This is a genomic window from Psychrobacter immobilis, assembly GCF_904846285.1.
Classification (GTDB): domain Bacteria; phylum Pseudomonadota; class Gammaproteobacteria; order Pseudomonadales; family Moraxellaceae; genus Psychrobacter; species Psychrobacter immobilis_D.
In genome coordinates, this window is sequence record NZ_CAJHAD010000001.1 from 256,576 (window position 1) to 276,711 (window position 20,136).

Genomic DNA, 20,136 nt, shown 5'->3' on the forward strand with positions numbered 1-20,136 from the left:
GCAAAGGCATTTAGGGCGTTACATTTTTATTAATAGTCAAAAACATACAAGGGTAGTAAAACCATTTAAAAGGTGCTATTTTATATTAATGATAATTATTCTCAATTGAGTATTAAGTTTTTAAGGTAGATTGAGATAAAAATCTACATCAATCAAACTAGCCAAGGAGTTATCATGAGTTCCGCTATCCATACTGATACCACGAACGCCAATACCAACAATATCTCTAACAGCACTAATCCTAATCCCGTCATTCCAAGCCATTGGAAAATAAAACGTTCAACCCACTTCTTCACCAAAGATAAAGTGCCTAACGCCTTATTGACCCATCACAATACGGCTGAAGGCGTCTACGGACAAATTTGTGTCATGCAAGGTACGGTGACCTTTTACGGTTTTGCAGACGAAGCGGCCACTGAGCCGGAAAAAACAGTCGTTATTAACGCCGGACAGTTTGCGGTCAGCCCGCCTCAATATTGGCACCGTGTAGAGTTAAGTGACGATGCTCAATTTAATATCAACTTTTGGACAGAAGGTGATAGCGGTAATAAATCACTGTTTAATAGCTCTAAAATCCACAGTGAACCTATCGAAAAGTTGTTTGATAAACCAGAAGAATCTTAATCGTTAAAGTTATTGTGCTATTACAAGTGCCTTTGTCATGGCACAATAACGCTAAGTATTGATAAGATAACTATTTAACTATGGAATCAAGCATGTCAGCTTCTATCAATCAGCCTGAGCATAAAAACATGGGCATCGATACCCATACTGAATCGCAAAATGTCCGAGTGATGATTAAATCACTTGCTGATACCAAGACATGGTTATTTGTGCCAACAACGCGAATAGATCGGGTAGAAAAAGCTTTTGCCAGTGGTGCGGATGCGGTGATTGTTGATTTAGAAGATGCGGTTGCGCAAGTAGACAAAGCCCAAGCTCGCGCGGCATTAAAAGACTATTATGATGCTCAACATGAGGCTAAAAGCTATCGCCCGATTTGGCTGCGTATTAATAAAGCAGATAGCGCTGAATTTGCTAAAGATTTAGCGCTATGTCAACAGTTGCCTAGGCTGGCAGGTGTCGTGTTAGCAAAAGCGGAACAGGCAGCAGATATTGAGAAAGTCTACCAAGAAACGCGGCTGCCAGTGATTGCGGTGATAGAGAATGCCATCGGCTTATACCGTGCCAACGAGATGGCAAAAGCCTCAGGACTGCTTGCATTTAGCTATGGATTTTTAGATTTATGCAATGATTTACAGGTGCAAGTGGGTACCGCGTCAGCGGATATCATCGCCAATCAAATTCGCTATCAGCTTATTTTGACCTCAAAAGTCCATCAACTGCTCGCGCCGATTGATAGTGTTTATGCGGATTTTAATGACAGTAAAGGTCTGCATAAGCGCGTGCAGTTATGGTCACAGATGGGTATGTCTGGCATGCTTTGTATCCATCCTAAGCAAGTAGACATCGTCAAGCAAGCACTGCAACCAACAGATAGTGAGCTTGAATTTGCGCAGCGGGTAATCGAAGAATACGAGCGCAGTGGGCAAGCAGTCTTTAAAATAGAGGGTAATATGGTCGATGCGCCGGTCATTGAGCGCAGTTATCAGCTGTTAGCGCTTGCCGAGTAATTAGAGAAATCAAGTTCCGCGTAATCTATTTAACAAAAATTCGAAAAGATTGTAGTAGATAAAGTAGACTTAAAAAACCAGACAACGTAGCGTTGTCTGGTTTTTTTATGCCTCTTCATTAAGCACATTAATTAAGCACAAGTTTTTGTTAGCCTAAGTTTTTTTATCTAAATTTGGTTATGAATAAAGAAGATAACTGGCGGTTTTATAAAGAGTGAACGGTGCAGTTTATGATAAAAATGAGAATAAATCGAAATAACTCTTAACATTCATATTAAATGAATGTTAAGATGTTTCCAATTTGATGCTAGATGTAAATACTCATCAAATAATTTTAGCCAATGAAGCAATAAAATCTATCCATTTGGCAATGACATCATCTTGAATTTGAGCCTTTACTTTCAATTCTCAATCTATATTAGGCTTAATATCATACATGATTATTCATAGATTTATCGCAATAGGCAACATTAGTTTTTTATTCTTGGAAACGTTATTACACTTATAAAAATTCATTTTAAATGTATGTTTAAGTGTTCAAATTATCTATCTAGCCATTAGGAGCAAGATATGGGCGAATATAAGAAGTATTGGTGGGGCTTAATCGCCGTCCTCGTGGTCACCTTTACCTTTTTAGGCTGGGGCGGCGTGGAAGTTTATCGTACCGCACCTCCTATCCCTGATCAGTATATTGACAGCAATGGGAAGGTTTTAATCACAGAAGAAGATATTTTAGACGGTCAATCTGCTTGGCAGCGTACCGGTGGACAGCAGCTTGGCTCAGTGCTCGGGCATGGGGCTTATCAAGCGCCTGATTGGACGGCAGATTGGTTACACAGAGAGCTTGTGGCTTGGTTAGATATCAGAGCACAAGAGTTATATGGGCATGATTTTGCCACTGCAACAGACGATCAAAAAGCAGTGCTCAATGCGCAGTTGAAAAAAGAATATCGTGGTAGCAATACCAATGATAAAAATCAAGTGGTGTTGTCTGATACGCGTATCGCCGCCATCAATGAAGTCGCGCCTTACTATATCGGTCTATACGGTAATGAGCCTTCATTGCAAAAGTCGCGTGAAAACTTTGCCATGAAAAACAATACTTTGGCAGATATTGAAGACAGACAAAAACTGACCAATTTTTTCTTTTGGACCACTTGGATTGCGTCTACCAACCGTCCGGGTACTGACGCAACTTATACCAATAACTGGCCGCATGAGCCGCTAATTGATAACGTACCAACGTCAGAAAATATCATGTGGTCTATCGCCAGTGTGGTGTTCTTAATTGCTGGGGTTGGTTTCCTCATTTGGGGTTGGTCATTCTTACGTAAAGAAGAAGACGTTAAGGAAATCACACCAGATGCTGACCCATTAACCAAAATAGCGTTAACACCTTCGCAAAAAGCGTTGGCAAAATACGGTGTTTTAGTGATGGGGCTGTTTGTCTTTCAGGTATTTATTGGCGGTTTCGTCGCGCATTATACCGTTGAGGGACAAGAGTTTTACGGTATCGCCGTCTCCAATTACTTCCCATATTCGTTAGTACGTACATGGCATGTTCAGGCAGCCTTGTTTTGGATTGCTACCGCTTTCTTAATGGCAGGCTTGTACTTAACGCCGCTTATCAATGGTGGTAAAGATCCTAAATACCAAAAATTGGGCGTTGATATACTTTGGGTGGCATTAATCATCGTGGTCGTTGGCTCGTTTATTAGCCAATACTTTGCGATTGCTGGCATTATGCCTGCAAAATATAACTTCTGGTTTGGTCATCAAGGCTATGAATTCATTGACCTTGGTCGCTTCTGGCAGATTTTAAAATGGGTTGGCGTATTATTCTGGTTGGTATTAATGACCCGTGGTTGCTTACCAGCATTTAAAGAGCCAGGCGATAAAAACTTATTAGCCATCTTCTTTGCCTCAGTCGTTTGCGTGGGTTTATTCTACGGTGCCGGCTTGTTCTACGGCGAGCGTACACACTTAACCATCATGGAATACTGGCGCTGGTGGGTGGTACATTTATGGGTAGAAGGCTTCTTTGAGGTATTCGCCACCGTCTCATTGGCTTTCATTTTCTATAACTTAGGCTTGGTCAATAAAAAAATCGCCACTGGTTCTGCCATCGCTTCAGCCGCACTATTTATGCTCGGCGGTGTCCCAGGTACCTTCCACCATTTATATTTCTCAGGTACAACCACGCCAGTCATGGCAATCGGCGCCTCATTTAGTGCCTTGGAAGTTGTACCTTTGGTCGTATTAGGTTACGAAGGTTATGAGCATTGGTCTATGCAGCGTCAAGCGCCATGGATGAATAAACTTAAATGGCCTATCATGTGTTTCGTTGCGGTCGCCTTCTGGAATATGTTGGGTGCAGGGGTGTTCGGCTTTATGATTAACCCACCTGTGTCGCTGTTCTATTTACAAGGGTTAAATACCACAGCCGTTCACTCACATGCCGCTTTATTCGGAGTTTATGGATTCTTAGCAATCGGCTTTGTCTTACTGGTCATGCGTTATATCCGCCCAGATTATGTGTTTAGTGAAAACCTTATCAAAACCGGTTTTTGGGCGCTAAATGCAGGCTTGGTATTGATGATTGTCACCAGCTTATTACCGATCGGTATTTTCCAAGCGCACGCATCAATGACCGAAGGTCTATGGTACGCTCGTAGTGAAGGTTTCTTACAGCAAGATTTCTTACAGACACTACGTTGGATTCGTACCTTTGGTGACGTGGTCTTGATCACTGGTGCCGTTTGTGTGGCATTGCAGGTCGTTAAGTTTGCCTTTGCAAAACCATCACATTCAAACTACCAACCTGAAAACCCTGTAAATGATTAGTATCTAAGTCATTAACAAGGTTAAAGAATAAAAAAGCTCTGCAATGGCAGGGCTTTTTTAGGGCTTAAATAAAAGTATTTTCTAATAAAAAACGTTTAATAAAAAGCTGTTAATGAAAATACGGTTTAAGGTTAAACTCTTTACTTTTTTTATTAAGCAATCAGGAGTTTGATACTGACCGCAAAGTAATGTTCATCTTTGACAGTGATGGCTATTTTACCATTGTGGGCGTTGACAATCGCGTGCACAATCGATAAACCTAGGCCTGTACCTGCATGCATCGATATGGTTTTATGATGGCGATAAAAGCGCTCTGATAATTTATCTACTTCTGCTTGCGTCATTGGTGCGGTTAGACGATTGGTAAAAGTAATTTGCAGGTACGAGATAGGCATGCCTGATAAAGATAAAACCTGCCCACTACTTGCAACGTTATCCGTTACAGTTGCGGCGCTAATATAAATAATACTATCACTGGCGGCATAATAGACCGCGTTAGCAAGTAAGTTGGCAAACAGCCTTTGCAATAAGCTTTCATCACCAAGCACAGCTTTAAACTCACCTGTTTTCTCAAAAGAGATAGCACGGTCTTCCGCTATCCATTCATAATAATCAATCATCTTAGTTAGCAGTAGATCACTATCCACGCGATGAAATTGCGAATGAATCAACCCTTTTTGAGTTTTTGCCAGTAGCAGCATATTGTTAATGAGATTGGATAACTGCGCTAAGGTGTCATGCTGATGATGCAGCTGCTCGATATATTCTTGGCTATCTCGCGGTTTACTAAGCATCACTTGGGTTTGGGTGCTAAGAGTAGCAAGCGGTGTGCGCAGCTCGTGGGCGATATCGTCTGAGAAGCGTGAAAGCGATGCAAAATTGTGCGCCAGCTTATCCATCATCGCATTATACGTCTCAGCAAGCGGGCGCAACTCACTGGGCATATCAGCTATCACAATTCTATCGTCGAGCTGTTCGGCATTGATGCCGCTCATTTTTTGCCTAATAGTCGCCAGCGGCGCAAAGCCCAAATGCACACTAAAAGCGGCGATAGATACTAAAATAAAGGTAATGGCGATTAAAATCATAATCAGCTGACGGTTAAATTGCGCCAAATACTGATGATGAACATCGATGGGTAGGGCGATGAGTGCCAAGCGATTGGCGTGCTGAATGATAATAGCGCGATAGTGGCGCTCGTTGATAGTTAAATTAAACGGCTGCTCATGATGTTTTTGCCACAGATTTTTAACGGCACCATCATTGCTCGATTGATTGATAAAACCTGCGGGCACACTAATAAGGACTTGCCCGTTATTATCGGTAATGACAGTTTTGACTTCATAGTCGATGCTAGCGTTCTGTAATGCTAGCGTCTGCTGAGAAAGTAGTTTTTCCTTTTTAGAGTCAGCATCGGTAGTAGCAATATTATTAATGTTGGCAATGTCACCAGTGTTACCAGTGTTACCAGTGTTACCAGTGTCGCCGATGTGATTGCTGTCCATATATTGGCGTAAATTAAACGCCGCATGGGTCAAAATCTCTGCATCCATTTGCTCAAAATGGTCATTAACCGAGCGCTGTATCCAAATATATAGAAATATCTGGGTGACGATAACGCACAGGCTTAATAATAGAATAGTGCGCCACAATAAAGATAAGCGACCATCTGTCGCAATCGGTGTCATATTACTGACTCATCGCTGTGATGTCGCTATTATCAATATGGTCGAGCCGATAACCCATGCCGCGCACCGTATGAATCAGCTTAATATCGAAATCATCATCGATTTTAATCCGCAAACGCCGTATCGCCACGTCAATCACATTGGTGTCGCTATCGAAATTGATATCCCATACTTGCGAGGCAATCACAGAGCGCGGCAGCACCTCACCCTGTCGCTCAAGGAAAAACTGCAATAGCGCAAACTCTTTTGCAGTTAATTTAATAATCTGCCCACCACGCGATACTGTGCGTTTAGCAATATCCATTTTTAAATCGGTAATCTGTAGCACTGTGCTGGCATAATCGGTTTGATTGACGCGGCGCAATAGGTTTTTGATTCTGACCAGTAGCTCAGCAAAGGCAAAAGGCTTGGTTAGATAATCATCGCCGCCGATTTCTATGCCCTTTACGCGGTCGCTTAAATCATCTTTTGCCGTTAGAAATAATACTGGTGTCAGTTTGCCCGCTGCCCGATAATTGCGCACCAACTCAAAGCCACTCACATCGGGTAACATCACATCCATAATGACCACATTAAAATCCTCGGTCATCAAAGCATGATAACCGTCTAACCCAGTTGTATGATGCTCAACGATAAAACCCGCTTCACTTAAGCCTTTTTTAATATAGTCGCCAAGCGATATTTCATCTTCGACCAATAGTATTTTCATAGCGTATCTATGCTCATTATTCGTGCTCATTATTTATGATGTTTTATACTCGTACAGTTGCGATATTGCTAGGTTTTCTGCCATCAATCATAGAGCAATGGCAGCGCTATTCCCATGCTAAGCTGGCAAGATGACAAAATTGTCATCTTAGCGTCATCTGCTTGTCAGGCTGACGTTGTTATGATTTTTATATCATGTTTTAACGCTAGGCCTTATTGCTATTACTGTTACTACAACTACCAATGCCATGCATTTCTAAAAATACCTGCCATTTTTACCATTAATGAGACATTTACTATGGTTATCCTTGCCCCTAAATTTGGTCGTCAATCTAAGTCCGGTCAGCTAAAACCTAATCAGCTCGTAAAGAAATCTCTACGCGGCAGCTTGATGATATTAGCAGTGTCGACACTTTTTGCCTGTAATCAAGCCGATATTAAGGCAAATGCTGATGTAGATACGTCGATAGATAATGTAGAAAACACCAACCAATCTGCTACGATAAATGCTAAAGCCCAGCATTCTGATTTACTCAAAAACGTCTCAGCGACCGTTTATAAAGACGTCAATTGCGGCTGCTGTAAAGACTGGATAGAACATGCGCAAAATAATGGTCTGACAGCGACGAGCCAACATCCAAAGGATTTGTCATTATTCAAAGATCGCTATGGCGTGCCGACTGAAATGCGCTCATGCCATACTGCGGTAACGACTGATGGTTATGTGTTTTAAGGTCATGTACCCGCTAAATATGTTGCTCAGTTTTTAGCTAATCCACCGGCACAAGCCATCGGGCTTGCCGTGCCTGGTATGCCAATGGGCAGTCCGTGGATGGAGTATCAAGGGCAGTTTGCGCCTTATCAGATTATGCAAATAAACAAAGATGGTACCAACCAAGTATATGCAGATATTGAGTCTGCTGAGCAGCAGTTATAAGCTCATAGCATAAGAAACGAATAAAGGAAGAAACTAATAAAAGAAGAAAAGTCTTTGATTAAACACCTTTAATAATAAATTAACTTTTAAATAGCCTAAGTACTATCTAAATAAGAAAAATAATTTAAGTAAAGAAGGACGCTAGGGTATGCAGCATTCAGAACAAGAAAAAATGAACCCGTATGTGAAATTCTCATTGATGATTTTAACATCGACGATAGTCATGTATATCATGATGTACTTCAATACCTATCAATGGGAGCACGTGTATTTTAGCGAGACTCGAGCATATATGGCGCTGTATATGGGCGCTGGCATGGCGGTTATTATGCTGGTATTTATGGGCAATATGTATAAAAAAGCCAAGCTCAATCTTATGATTTATGGTCTTAGCGTTTTGATGTTTGCCGTGGGTATTTGGGGCGTCAGATCTCAAGCAACCGTCGATCAAGTTGACTGGATGCAAGCGATGATACCACACCATTCGATTGCTATTTTGACCAGTAGTCGCGCTGATATCGAAGACCCAAGAGTACAGAAACTTGCCGATGATATTATCAAGGCGCAAAAGCGTGAAATCGCTGAGATGCAGGCGCTTATTGAAGCGCTTAAATAGATGGTTTCATAAGTAATTATTTTGAAATAACGGGATTTAATCCATTTATTTAACCCGTTCGTTTGATAGTTTTTTTATTGGTAAATCTTAACTGATTTACTATTTTTTATTTTCTACTTACATAAAGGATATACCATGAAAATCACTCATTATTCACGTCTTGCCGTGCTCACCGCTAGCATCAGTGCGACATTACTAATCAGTGCCTGTCAGCCTGCCAATGAAAAGGCTGCGACAGCGCCTGCTACAGAAAACACAGCGGTAGTTAATGATACTGATAATGTTAACGATGCAGCCGAGGCTACGGGTCCGCACGCCAGTCACGATATGTCTGCGGGCGCAATGGCAGATGCTGAACATATGACGCCGATGCATCGAGCGTACAATAACTCTATGGTAAAGATGCATGACGAGATGATGGTCGGGATGGAATATAACGATCCAGATGCTGCCTTTGCAAAAGGGATGCTAGGTCATCATATTGGCGCGGTTGATATGGCAGAGATTCAGCTGAAATACGGTACTGATAAAGAGATGCGTCAACTGGCACAAGAGATCATCGATGCTCAACAAGCAGAAATTGAGCAAATGCAAGCGTGGCTAGCCAGTCATCCTGATACATCTGAAGCCACACCGGATACCAAAGCCATGCAACAAGCCTATGCCGATGGTATGGACGCCATGCATGATGAGATGATGGCGGGTATTGCTGATCCTAATCCTGATATGGCATTTGCACGTGGCATGTTGCCGCATCATGTTGGCGCGGTCGATATGGCGAAGGTTCAGCTGAAATATGGTAAAGATGCCGAAATGCGACAGCTGGCGCAAGCTGTCATCGATGCTCAGCAGTCTGAGATTGAGCAGATGCAAAACTGGATTGGCAAACAAGATAGTTAGAAGCAAGGTAGCTAGAATAAAGTCGCTAGAAGCTTGGCGTAATATTTTGCTTAATTAAATATCAATAGAAAACCCAGCTAAGAGCTTCTTAGCTGGGTTTATTTTTAGCTTATTATTCAACTGTTAATCAATTGTTAAGCTTTTGATTCGTTATATTTTTAGACATTTTTACCATGTTGCTTTTGCTGAATATCTTTTGCCAAGTTATAGCATTCATTGATATGGTCGGTGGCAATTTTTTTGAAAATCATATAGCCCATTGTACCTGCGACCAGTTGACCACCTAATGGGATAAACTTGGTCACTTGCTTGGCTGCGATACGACCACCAAAGCCTTGAACCGTCTTTTTGACGATACCACGAGTTGCCATTAAACCGGCAAAATCAATCGTACGATTTTTTAACTCTTTCCAATGTACTGCACGTGATTCTAAATCAACAGCGCCTTGACGATCTTTTAGAAGCCCGAAGCGCTCACTGATCTCAGGCAATAACATAGTCAGCATGCTGGCATCGACTGCCACATCAAAAAACGGCACAGGAACGATAGCAACACCAGCAGAGACTCTAGCGCGTCTTTTGACCATAGCAAGACATTCTTTTTTCACTTGCTCAAGATCTAAATTCGGATCAATGGTATTAGGCAGTTTTTCAGCAGTTGGTGTGGTTTTCATAAAGCGTCCTTAAAATGTTTAAAAAACAGAAAATAGTGAATATAGTAAAAGCAAAAATGGCAAAATGATAAGTATCTTATAGGTTCTTAGATGTTTACCATTTTATGGATTTATAAGCCTTGTACAATCATTGCTTTGTAGCAAAATGCAGAAAATTACAGTCACTCTGCACCGTTTTTGTAAATAAGTAACGGCTTAGCAAGAAGGCGTTTAGAAATAAGCCGTTTTTAAACTTTGTGTGCCAAGCATGGAATATAAATTACGCCATCAGACGCAGCGACGCAATCGTTAAACCTAGACGACAGTGCTAAAAATTCCCATTGTGGCTATCTTTCAAAGCCAGTAGAATACCAACATGCTAAATTTAACCCCCCGTTATACCAGCACTCGCATCGACGAGTTGCCCGCCGCCTTGCAATCGCTTGCCGCTCAATCATTCACCCTTGCTAGGCTTTATGCCGGTCGCGGTATCACTGCGCCTGATGAGCTCGAAACAGCATTATCTGGTTTACTACCTGCTGAGATGCTGCATGGCGTCACCGAAGCGGTGCGTCTATTAGATATTGCTATCGATGAAGGTCAGCGTATCTTAATTGTCGGTGATTTTGATTGCGATGGGGCAACCAGTACGGCGCTTATGATGCGCGCCCTGACAAAGATGGGTGCGGTGGTTGATTTTTTAGTACCTGACCGTTTCAAATATGGCTATGGGCTGACGCCAGAGATTGTCGAATTAGGTATCAAGACTTATAAGCCCGACATGATTGTGACGGTGGATAATGGTATCTCGAGTCACGAAGGGGTGGCGCGGGCGCAAGCTGATGGCATCACTGTCATTATTACTGACCATCACCTGACTACCAAAGAAACACCGCCCGCAGAAGCAGTAGTCAACCCCAATCAGCTCGACTGTAACTTTAGCAGTAAGGCATTGGTAGGGGTTGGCGTGGCGTTTTATGTGCTCGGACGCTTGGCAAAACTGCGCCGTGAAGCAGGCAAGTCTAGCGTGCAAGTCAGCCAGTATTTGGATTTGGTGGCACTTGGGACGATTGCTGATGTAGGCGTACTTGATAAAAACAATCGCATTTTAGTCCATCATGGTCTGAACGCCATTCGTCAAGGGCGCTGCTCGCTCGGTATATTGGCATTGCTTGAACAAGCGGGTCGTGACCCTAAGCAATTACAGGCGAAGGATTTTGGTTTTGTTTTAGGTCCGCGTATCAACGCTGCTGGGCGTATGGATAATATGCGCATCGGTATCGAGTGCTTGTTAACCGATGACTGGAGCACCGCACAGCGTCTGGCGCAAGAGCTTGAACAGCTGAATCGAACCCGCCGCCATGTCGAAGGTGAGATGCGCGCACAAGCGGATAGTATTGTGCAAGCGTTAGCTGCTACTGATATTGATGTTAATACTGATGCTGACGAGAGCGATGAAACTCTTATTCAGCCTAAAACAGAAAAGCCAGCTGTTAATAATCAAAATCGCAGCATTATTTTATATCAAGATGATTGGCATCAAGGCGTTATCGGTATCGTCGCTGGCCGTCTAAAAGAAAGCCATTATCTGCCCAGTATCGTCTTTGCGCCAGCAGACACAGAGCGTACGGGTGACGACGATGCTATTAAAGGCTCGGCGCGCTCTATCGCTGGCGTACATATTCGTGATGCGATTGAGCAAGTTGCCGAACGATATCCTGATTTAATCAGCCATTTCGGTGGTCATGCCATGGCAGCAGGTTTGACCATCAAACGTTGCAACTTTGATGGCTTTGTGAGCGCGTTTAACGAAGTGATGGCGCAGATGGATGATGAAGTCTTTGCCGAGCAGAAATTTACCGATGGAGCACTACAAGCGGGTGACTTTAGCTTATGGTTTGCGGAGCATTTAGCCAATGCCAGTATTTGGGGTCATGGCTTTGCGCCGCCGATATTTGATGGCGTGTTTGATGTATTAAGCTTTAAGGTATTAAAGGATAAGCATCTTAAATTGTCGCTACGTTATCCTGATGTGCAATATCCAATTGAGGCAATCCAATTCAATTTTGATAGCAGTGCTTGGGATTACCGCGCCGAAAAAGTACATTTATTATTTCAGCTAGATATTAACGAGTGGAATGGTAAACAAAGCTTACAGTTGATGGTAAAAGACTTAGCGCTGGTAAAAGAGACGGTAGCAGAAAGCTAGCGATTTGATGTGACTGGCAGTGATTTTATTAATAGTTGCTAGATTTTCATGCTTCCATGCTTTAATAACTCTATGGCTTTAATATTTCCATTCAATAGTCGGAAATTGCCAGTCATAACGGATAGCAAGCATACGTAAGGTAAAAATCGTCGCCATTGCCGAGATATCAGCAATCCAAGCGGTCACGCCAAGATTGTGCAGCGCAAAGTAGAGAATACCTCCTGTCAAAGCGGCACTGATATAAATTTCTTGCTGTAACACCAGCGGAATCTCATTACAAATCATATCGCGGATGATACCGCCGACAATAATGGTAATCACCCCGAGTAGTAATGCCACCGGCACATTGGTGCCCATACTATCAGCAACCTTGATGCCGATTAAGGTAAAGGCTGACAGGCCAATGGTATCGGAGAGTTTTAGGAACTTATCGACACGTTTAGAGTTGGGATGAAAGAATATCTGCATCACTAGCGATGAGATAGTAATAACTGTCAGATAACTCATGTCCACCATCCAAAACAGCGGATGACGATCCAGAATGACATCGCGCACCGTACCACCGCCGATGGCAGTCACAATCGATACCAGTAAGCAGCCAAAGACATCAAAGTTCTTATGCTTGGCCAATATCGTCCCTGAAATACTACAAGCGACAATCCCAATCATATCAAACAGATAAATCAGCGAGCGCGGGTCAAAAGTAGTAATCAATTCAGAATCTAAAGCGATGGTGAGCATGCGTTTTTCTCATTAAAGCACTGATATTAAAATACTGATGTTTTCTTCGCTAATCATGAAAATCGGCTAAACGACTAATTAATCAACCAAACGGATAGAAGGCAGATGCCAGTCGAATTTAAGTGCCAGCATACGCACGGCAAAGATGATAAATAACATCATAAATTCATTGGTAATAGCGTCAACGCCCCAGTAATCAAGCGCCAAATAGCTCAAAGACCCTGCAATACTGGCTGTGATATAAATCTCGCGCTGCAACAGTAGCGGTATCTCATTACAGATAATATCACGTAATAAGCCACCAATAATCGCCGTCCAAACCCCCATCATAACCGCAATAACTGGCGACATATCTTGTGCCAAAGCCACCTTAAAACCAATCACACTAAAGGCCGCCAGACCAATCGCATCAAACAGCTTAAGCGCTTTATCAATCTTATGATACAAATGAAAGAAAATTTGTAGAATAAGAGAGGTGAGGGTAATGACGATGACATAGTTGAGGTCAGTCATCCAAAATAGCGGATGACGATCGAGCGCCATATCACGTAATGTACCGCCGCCAATGGCATTGACCATAGAAACCAAAATACAGCCCGCAATATCGAAGCCTTTATGCTGCGCAAGTAAGGTGCCGGCAATGGCACAAGCAATAACGCCCACCATATCTAATAGATACAGCAGAATATCGGGGAAAATAAAGTTACTTATCATGATTTATATGAGCCTCAACCGTCTTTTGCAAATAATATTAGGCCTACCATAATCAGCCCAATACCGACCAATCCCAATGTTGAAGGTAGCGCGTTATTCAACAATAGTATACCGCCAATCAAAGCAAAGATTACCTCGCTGGCTTGGGTCGAGTCAACGCCTGCGACTTCACTTGAGGTCACTGCTTGTTCACGCGCATAAAAAAATATGCTCGTCGCTGCAACGCCAGCCAGCAATGCCACTAGCAAGATATTAAATAACTGGGTGGTTGCAGGAGGTTCAGGTTGTATAAAAACGCCTAAAATTAGCCAAAATGGAAAACTACCCAATGTCATGAGCCAAACCTTATTAAAGGCATTTTGTAATAGTGTCGTTTCGATAGCAGGAATACGGGCGATGAGGTTTTGTAGGGGAGAGGAGTGTTTAGCTTCGATGCTAGAGGTTGTTTTTAAAGTAACATTGTTATCCGAAGTACTAGATATGAATGTAGATAAATCGAAAGCTTCTGCGACAAGTACTTGGTTAGCATCGACGTTATGATTTTTATTATTATTGAGTTTAATATCGGCTTCTCGCGCTTGTTGCAGCTTCTCGCTGTGTTTACGAGAATTGCGTTTGCGTGAGTTGTGTGAGACTTGCCAAACCAGCTGATTGCCGATTGGGTAACTAAAAGCCGCGATGAGTGCAGGTAGGGCACCGTAAAGCAGCATTTCTGCCATCGGCGCGCTATCAATATCGGCGAGGGCAGAGGCGCGCAAGCCTTCGCTGACGTTGACCAATACCACTCCGATAAACACCAAAAAGGCATAAATGAGAAACTTTTTATCAAAACGTTGCCCAAAAGCCAGTAGTACCAATAGGCTAGTGACGACAGTAAACATAAAGGTAGCAGCAACGACCCAGCCAGCGACGTGGTCGCCCGCATAGCAAATGCCTGTATAAAATACCCCAAAGCCAATACTGCCGGTAAGACACCAAAAGTGCCAATGCTTACGAAAAATGCTCGCAAGCTCTCTGATGCGACCAAAGCCGTGTTGCAGGATAATAATGGCGGTGATAATCAGCCACATAAAGACATAGCGTAGGCTCGCTGACCAAAACCAATGACCGCCAGCATTACTCATCAGCTCATTTAAAATAAATGTCGAGCTAAAGAACGCCCCCGCCAATAAGCCCAATAAAATCAGTTTGACCATGCATGCGTCCTTGCAGTCGGCTTGTTAGCTATTTAGAGTATATTTAGTTTGTTGTTTTGGATATTTGCTTATCTGAACTGTTGACTTATATAACTTGCGTAAAAGTCATTTAGTTACTTACCTTTGGTATCGGCCCAAATAATCTTATGCAATTGTAATTGAAAACGTACCGGTAAAGCATCTACCAGCATCCATTCAGCTAACTCACGTGCCAATACTGGCATTTCAGGTCTGCTCATTGCTTCACTATCAGGTAACTCTTCTGCGACATTAAACATCGGTGAAAACCAAACCGTACCAACCAATTTATCCAGCTGATGCGCAAGCAGTTTTTCTTTCGCCCACTCATAATCAGTGCGGTTCATAATGACAAATTTGATTTGGTCATGTTGAGTAAGGTAGCTAAGATTTGACCAAAGATTCTTATCGACTTCACCCGAGCTTGGCGTTTTAAGGTCCATGACTTTGCTGACCGCGGGTGGTACATTTTCTACCGTTAATGCCCCTGCAGTTTCAAGCGATATCTCCTAACCCTCATCCAATAAACGCGTCATTAATTCAATGGCGTTTGGCTGTGCTAATGGCTCACTACCGGTCAAGCAAATACGCTTGCAGGGAAAGCTTGCAATAGTCGCCATAATGGTCTCAAGTGATTGACGCTCACCGCCACTAAAAGCGTATTCAGTATCACAATAGACGCAGCGCAGCGGATAGCCGGTCAAGCGCACAAATATCATTGGCAAGCCTGAGCTCAGTGCTTCACCTTGCAGAGAATAAAAAATCTCGGTCAAACGTAACCCTGTTTCAGGATTGGTGACAGGAATGAATGATGTGTGTAAAGATAACTCACTCATAATATTTCAAACACAGGTAGAGGTTGATAATGCCGTAAGCATTTATCAAATAAAAAAGGTTTAATAATCTATCTAACGCTAAGAGTTTCAGCCTCCAAACGAGGCAAAGATTATAACGTAATCTCTTACATCAAACTGCCATTAAACTTGCCATTAAACTTGATATTAAGCTGTTATTAACCTGCCATAAAGCATTAAAAAAGATGCTCGAGTCAGCCCTAGCATCTTTTATGATAAAAACAATTAATGTAATAATTAAAACGTGATAACTAAAAAGCTAGGCCAAACGTAATAACTCATTGACTGATGTTTTAGCACGGGTTTGCGCATCGACTTTTTTCACGATGATAGCGGCGTATAAACTGTGCGTACCGTCTTCTGATGGCAAGCTACCCGGTACAACGACTGAGCCTGCTGGTACACGGCCGCGATGAATCTCACCCGTTTCGCGATCATAAATACGCGTAGATTGACCGATAAAAACACCCATAGAAATCACTGAGCCTTCTTCTACAATCACGCCTTCAACGATTTCAGAGCGCGCACCGATAAAGCAATTGTCTTCAATGATGGTTGGATTGGCTTGCAGCGGCTCTAACACACCGCCGATACCAACGCCGCCTGATAGATGCACATTTTTACCGATTTGGGCACATGAACCAACTGTTGCCCATGTATCTACCATCGCGCCTTGGTCGACGTAGGCGCCAATGTTGACATACGAGGGCATTAATACGGCACCAGCTGCGATATATGAACCTTTACGAGCAACCGCTGGTGGTACCACGCGTACGCCGGCTGCTTTAAATTGCGCTTCTGTCCAATTGGCAAACTTCGTTGGTACCTTGTCATAGAACTGCACGTGTTCGCCCGCAGCTTGGACATAGTTATCGTTTAAACGAAATGATAATAAAACGGCCTTTTTAGCCCACTGATTGACCACCCATTCGCCATCTTTTTTCTCTGCCACCCGCAAGCTACCGTTGTCTAGTTGCTCAAGCACTTCATTGATGGCATCGCGTACGTCTTTTGGCATGGTTGCTGGGCTATATTCGTTACGATTTTCAAAGGCTTGTTCAATGGTTTGTTGCAATGACATAAATATTCCTAAAGTTGGTAAAGGTAAATAAAACGATGGTAATAAGTGTGGTCGGTTATAAAAAGTTTTGGGTATTGCCGATAATTTAGCGGGTTTTAGCAAATAGGTTAGGTGCATTATCAGAGCTATTATTATTGCTAATGCTGATATTAATGATCAGCGCTGTTAATTTTTATCCATTCTAAAATATCTTGATAAACCAACGCTTTATTTTGTTCATGAATTGGCTCATGGCGCATATGCGGGTAGAGTTGTAGCGCAACATTGCTAAAGTTCTGTTTTTCTAAACGGCTGGCAATTTTACGGATGCCTTTACCCATATCGCCAATAGGATCATTCTCGCCGCTGACCAATAATATGGGGAAATCTTTGGTAATCGTTGTCGCCCAGTTTTTATTGAGACCAGCTTCCATCAAGGTAAACAAGGTTAGAAAACCATTATTAGTAAATTCAAAGCCAGTTAATGGATCGGCTTCGTAGGCTTCGACAGCTGTAGGGTCTTCGTTTAACCAGGCAAATTTTGAAGAAGAAATACGATTATCAAGCTTGCTGTTTAGCACTTTATTCATCGTATTGGCAAAAACTGAGTTTGGCTTTTTAGGCGCCACTTTTGCCAGTACTTTATTAATCGGTAGTAGCACTTTGGTCAATGGATTGGCATCAGCGGTGCCCATTAAAATTGCACCGCTAAAGTTACGCGCATGATGTTTGAGGACGTTGCGCACGATAAACGAGCCCATCGAATGCCCCATGACAAAGTGCGGCACGTTAGGATGGCGTGCCTTTAGGCTGTCTGCCATGATAATGACGTCTTTTAATAATGACTGCACCGGATGTTCTTCAGCAAAGAATCCCAAATCACTGGCTGATTTAACCGTCTGTCCATGACCAAGCTGATCATAAGTGGCGACCGCAATACCGTTATCTGCTAAAAACTGCGCAAATTCTGCATAACGCTCACTGTGTTCTGCCATACCATGCACAATCAGTAGGGTAGCAATAATCGGCGTCGTATTATCACTTGGCTCAAAAAAAGTATGATGCAAATAATGGGTGTTGTCAGAGGAGGTAATTTGTTCGGTGTTACTCATAAACGAATCCTGATGTTGATATAAAAGAGACATAAAATAATTTATAGTCAAACTTATAGGGATTTAACTATAAAGTATTCAGTCTTAGTATGCTGTCATTATAGTTTTATTTTGCTGGGCGCTGATAGATTATTTTACCTTCTTTAATAGTAGTTACAACATTAATATCTTTAAGCTTATCTGCATTTATCGTCAACGGATTGGCATCTAATATAACCAAATCAGCCAGCTTACCTTTCGTTAATGTACCCTTACTATTTTCCTCATAGTACTCATAAGCAGCATTGGTCGTAATGGCTTTAAGCGCTTGATAAGGGGTCGCGCGCTCATCGATACCGATAATCCTGCCTGAGCGCGAGGTGCGATTGACCGCTGACCAAACGGTAAATAACGGATCGACGGGCGTCACGGTATCGTCAGAATGGTTGGTGTATTTTAATCCCATCTTATCCGCCGTCGCTATCGGGCTTGAAAAATCAGCGCGTTTTTTACCTAGATTATTGACATGCACATCACCCCAAAAGTAGGTGTGATTGGTGAAAAATGACGGTAGCATCTTATATTTTTTAAAGGCTTCTAGCTGGTCAGGACGCGCAAACTGGGCATGGATAGGCACCGTACGGCGATCTTTATCGGCGGCTTGTCCAGTCTTCTTAACCGCATATTCATGTGCTTTGATAATCATATCTGTCGCGCCATCGCCATTGTTATGAATAAACAGTTGGTTATCACGCTGATAAGCCTTTACAAACATCTCATTGAGCTCATCTTGGCTAACACTTGGTAATCCGCGACAGTCTTTTTCGCAGTCTGGCACTGGCGTCAAATAAGGCTGACTAAAGTAGGCGGTTTTACCTTGCGGCGAGCCATCGGCAATGATTTTAGTACCTTGTACTTTAAAGCCGTTTTGATAGGTTTTCCATACAAAGTTTTTGTCCGCTAAGTTTTCATCTAAATCACTGACACCAGCCAGTGCGACCAAGTCTATTTTAAGCTTGCCCGCATCGGCTTGTTTTTGGAAAAACTGAATGGTATTACGAGCCGTTGAGCCATTGTGCGCGGTAGTCAGCCCATTTTCGGCATAATAATCTTGTGTCTTCTCAAAGAATTTGGCTTGATTGGGCTCCAATACCTCTAGCATACGACGAACGAATGGATACATAGCAGTTTCTTGGACGAGACCATTTGGTTCGTTAGAGCCTTTAACCCGTGCAATATTACCACCATCTGGGTTTTTGCTAGCCGCAGTCACTTTCATAGCCGACAAGCCTTTACTGTTTGCCACACCCATATGGCCACTGGTATGTTGCAAATAAACAGGATTATTCGGCAATACTTTATCGATGTCTGCTTTGGTTGGATGACGTTCCTCAGCTAATTGACTCTCATCATAGCCCCAACCGTATATCCACTCCCCATCAGCAATCTTGTTATCTGTTTTATAAGCTTTTAAGGCTTGCAGCATATTTTCAATACTATTGACTTTGCCGACTGGTGGCGGGTTTAAGTTTACCTGCCCCATGGTATTTGACACCATATCAAAGTGGCTGTGCGGATCAATAAAGCCTGGTAATAACGTCTTGCTGTTTAAATTAACTTGCGCCGCATTTTTATATTTTGATTGAGCAGTATTCAAATCACCAGCGTAAGCAATCTTGCCTGCTTGAGTGACTAACGCTTCAACTAACTGCGGTTGCTCACCTTCCATCGTGATGATATTGCCGTTGTAATAAACAGTAGCTGAATTACTTGCTTGTTCTGTATTTGCCTGTTCCGTATTTATCCGTTCTGTGGTGGTTTGCATCGCAGTGCAGCCAATCATGCCCATCATTCCAATACTCAGTAACGTCGGCTTAATGATGCTTATAGTCATGGCGCTATCCTTAATATTGTTTTTAGATAAATAACTACTATCACCAATTTAACGACAAAGCTTTAAGGGGTCAATGCTATTTATGATTTTATCGTCAGCATATAATCTATGAACCTCAAATATCCTTTAAATGATGTTTCGACTTCTATTGAAGTTTGATGAAGTGCTGATGGTTAAGTTTGTTTTATTTACGGATTTTATTGTGTAAAAAAATGAATAATCTAATGATGAATGTTAGCAGGCGACAAACTATTTTTTAGGGCTTGTCGGGTTATAAAATAAAAACAACAGCCATAAAAAAACCCCCATCAAAGTGATGAGGGTCTTGGCAAATGCCATAATCGAATCAAAAAAGATTCAAAAAATTTACTACTAAAAT

Annotated in this window: 15 protein-coding genes and 2 pseudogenes; 7 read left to right on the forward strand and 10 right to left on the reverse strand. The window is 42.4% G+C overall.

Annotation, left to right across the window (positions count from 1 at the left end):
• The first annotated feature begins 174 nt into the window (after nucleotides 1–174).
• The 3 genes from JMX13_RS01145 to JMX13_RS01155 all read left to right on the forward strand — a co-directional run bounded on the left by JMX13_RS01145 (nucleotide 175) and on the right by JMX13_RS01155 (nucleotide 4,478).
• Nucleotides 175–624, forward strand: a complete 450-nt coding sequence (locus JMX13_RS01145; protein WP_201609001.1) for a DUF1971 domain-containing protein — start codon at nucleotides 175–177, stop codon at nucleotides 622–624.
• A gap of 92 nt (nucleotides 625–716) precedes the next feature.
• The gene (locus tag JMX13_RS01150; protein ID WP_227686160.1) at nucleotides 717–1,634 is read left to right on the forward strand and encodes an HpcH/HpaI aldolase/citrate lyase family protein; all 918 of its coding nucleotides are present in this window, start codon (nucleotides 717–719) and stop codon (nucleotides 1,632–1,634) included.
• Between the two features lie 570 nt (nucleotides 1,635–2,204).
• Nucleotides 2,205–4,478, forward strand: coding sequence for a nitric-oxide reductase large subunit (locus JMX13_RS01155; protein WP_201609002.1), 2,274 nt, complete (start codon nucleotides 2,205–2,207; stop codon nucleotides 4,476–4,478).
• Nucleotides 4,479–4,630: 152 nt separating this feature from the next.
• On the opposite strand, the gene JMX13_RS01160 is transcribed toward JMX13_RS01155, so the two are convergent.
• Both JMX13_RS01160 and JMX13_RS01165 read right to left on the reverse strand, forming a co-directional pair.
• Nucleotides 4,631–6,166 carry an ATP-binding protein gene (locus JMX13_RS01160; protein WP_201609003.1) on the reverse strand — a complete coding sequence of 512 codons (1,536 nt, stop codon included), beginning with the start codon at nucleotides 6,164–6,166 and terminating at the stop codon, nucleotides 4,631–4,633.
• A 1-nt stretch (nucleotide 6,167) separates the two neighbouring features.
• Nucleotides 6,168–6,875, reverse strand: a complete 708-nt coding sequence (locus JMX13_RS01165) for a heavy metal response regulator transcription factor (protein WP_201609004.1) — start codon at nucleotides 6,873–6,875, stop codon at nucleotides 6,168–6,170.
• Between the two features lie 390 nt (nucleotides 6,876–7,265).
• Between JMX13_RS01165 and JMX13_RS01170 the strand changes: the two are divergent.
• The 3 genes and pseudogenes from JMX13_RS01170 to JMX13_RS01180 all read left to right on the forward strand — a co-directional run bounded on the left by JMX13_RS01170 (nucleotide 7,266) and on the right by JMX13_RS01180 (nucleotide 9,327).
• Nucleotides 7,266–7,811 (forward strand): annotated as a pseudogene (locus tag JMX13_RS01170) (DUF411 domain-containing protein).
• A 148-nt stretch (nucleotides 7,812–7,959) separates the two neighbouring features.
• Nucleotides 7,960–8,427 (forward strand): DUF305 domain-containing protein, encoded by a 468-nt coding sequence (locus tag JMX13_RS01175; RefSeq protein WP_201609005.1) that lies wholly within the window; start codon nucleotides 7,960–7,962, stop codon nucleotides 8,425–8,427.
• A 135-nt stretch (nucleotides 8,428–8,562) separates the two neighbouring features.
• Complete coding sequence (locus JMX13_RS01180) at nucleotides 8,563–9,327, forward strand: DUF305 domain-containing protein (RefSeq protein WP_201609006.1); 765 nt, start codon at nucleotides 8,563–8,565, stop codon at nucleotides 9,325–9,327.
• 158 nt (nucleotides 9,328–9,485) lie between these two features.
• Here the strand turns inward: JMX13_RS01180 and JMX13_RS01185 are convergent, their stop codons facing one another.
• Nucleotides 9,486–10,001, reverse strand: coding sequence for a hypothetical protein (locus JMX13_RS01185; RefSeq protein ID WP_201543648.1), 516 nt, complete (start codon nucleotides 9,999–10,001; stop codon nucleotides 9,486–9,488).
• Nucleotides 10,002–10,356: 355 nt separating this feature from the next.
• Here JMX13_RS01185 and recJ point away from each other — a divergent pair, with 355 nt between their 5' ends.
• On the forward strand, nucleotides 10,357–12,189 hold the full coding sequence (gene recJ / locus JMX13_RS01190; protein ID WP_201609007.1) for a single-stranded-DNA-specific exonuclease RecJ: 1,833 nt from the start codon (nucleotides 10,357–10,359) through the stop codon (nucleotides 12,187–12,189).
• Between the two features lie 78 nt (nucleotides 12,190–12,267).
• On the opposite strand, the gene JMX13_RS01195 is transcribed toward recJ, so the two are convergent.
• The 7 genes and pseudogenes from JMX13_RS01195 to JMX13_RS01225 form a co-directional block, all read right to left on the reverse strand.
• Complete coding sequence (locus JMX13_RS01195) at nucleotides 12,268–12,930, reverse strand: trimeric intracellular cation channel family protein (protein WP_201609008.1); 663 nt, start codon at nucleotides 12,928–12,930, stop codon at nucleotides 12,268–12,270.
• Nucleotides 12,931–13,008: 78 nt separating this feature from the next.
• On the reverse strand, nucleotides 13,009–13,644 hold the full coding sequence (locus JMX13_RS01200) for a trimeric intracellular cation channel family protein (protein WP_201609009.1): 636 nt from the start codon (nucleotides 13,642–13,644) through the stop codon (nucleotides 13,009–13,011).
• Nucleotides 13,645–13,658: 14 nt separating this feature from the next.
• A complete protein-coding gene (locus JMX13_RS01205; protein ID WP_201609011.1) occupies nucleotides 13,659–14,840 on the reverse strand; it encodes a multidrug resistance efflux transporter family protein in 1,182 nt (393 codons plus the stop codon).
• 113 nt (nucleotides 14,841–14,953) lie between these two features.
• Nucleotides 14,954–15,694 (reverse strand): annotated as a pseudogene (locus JMX13_RS01210) (radical SAM protein).
• A gap of 277 nt (nucleotides 15,695–15,971) precedes the next feature.
• Nucleotides 15,972–16,793, reverse strand: a complete 822-nt coding sequence (dapD, locus tag JMX13_RS01215; RefSeq protein WP_201609012.1) for a 2,3,4,5-tetrahydropyridine-2,6-dicarboxylate N-succinyltransferase — start codon at nucleotides 16,791–16,793, stop codon at nucleotides 15,972–15,974.
• A gap of 149 nt (nucleotides 16,794–16,942) precedes the next feature.
• Nucleotides 16,943–17,884, reverse strand: a complete 942-nt coding sequence (locus tag JMX13_RS01220) for an alpha/beta fold hydrolase (protein ID WP_201609014.1) — start codon at nucleotides 17,882–17,884, stop codon at nucleotides 16,943–16,945.
• Nucleotides 17,885–17,990: 106 nt separating this feature from the next.
• Nucleotides 17,991–19,757: an amidohydrolase gene (locus JMX13_RS01225; protein ID WP_201609016.1), complete on the reverse strand. Its 1,767-nt coding sequence runs from the start codon at nucleotides 19,755–19,757 to the stop codon at nucleotides 17,991–17,993.
• Nucleotides 19,758–20,136: the final 379 nt, after the last annotated feature.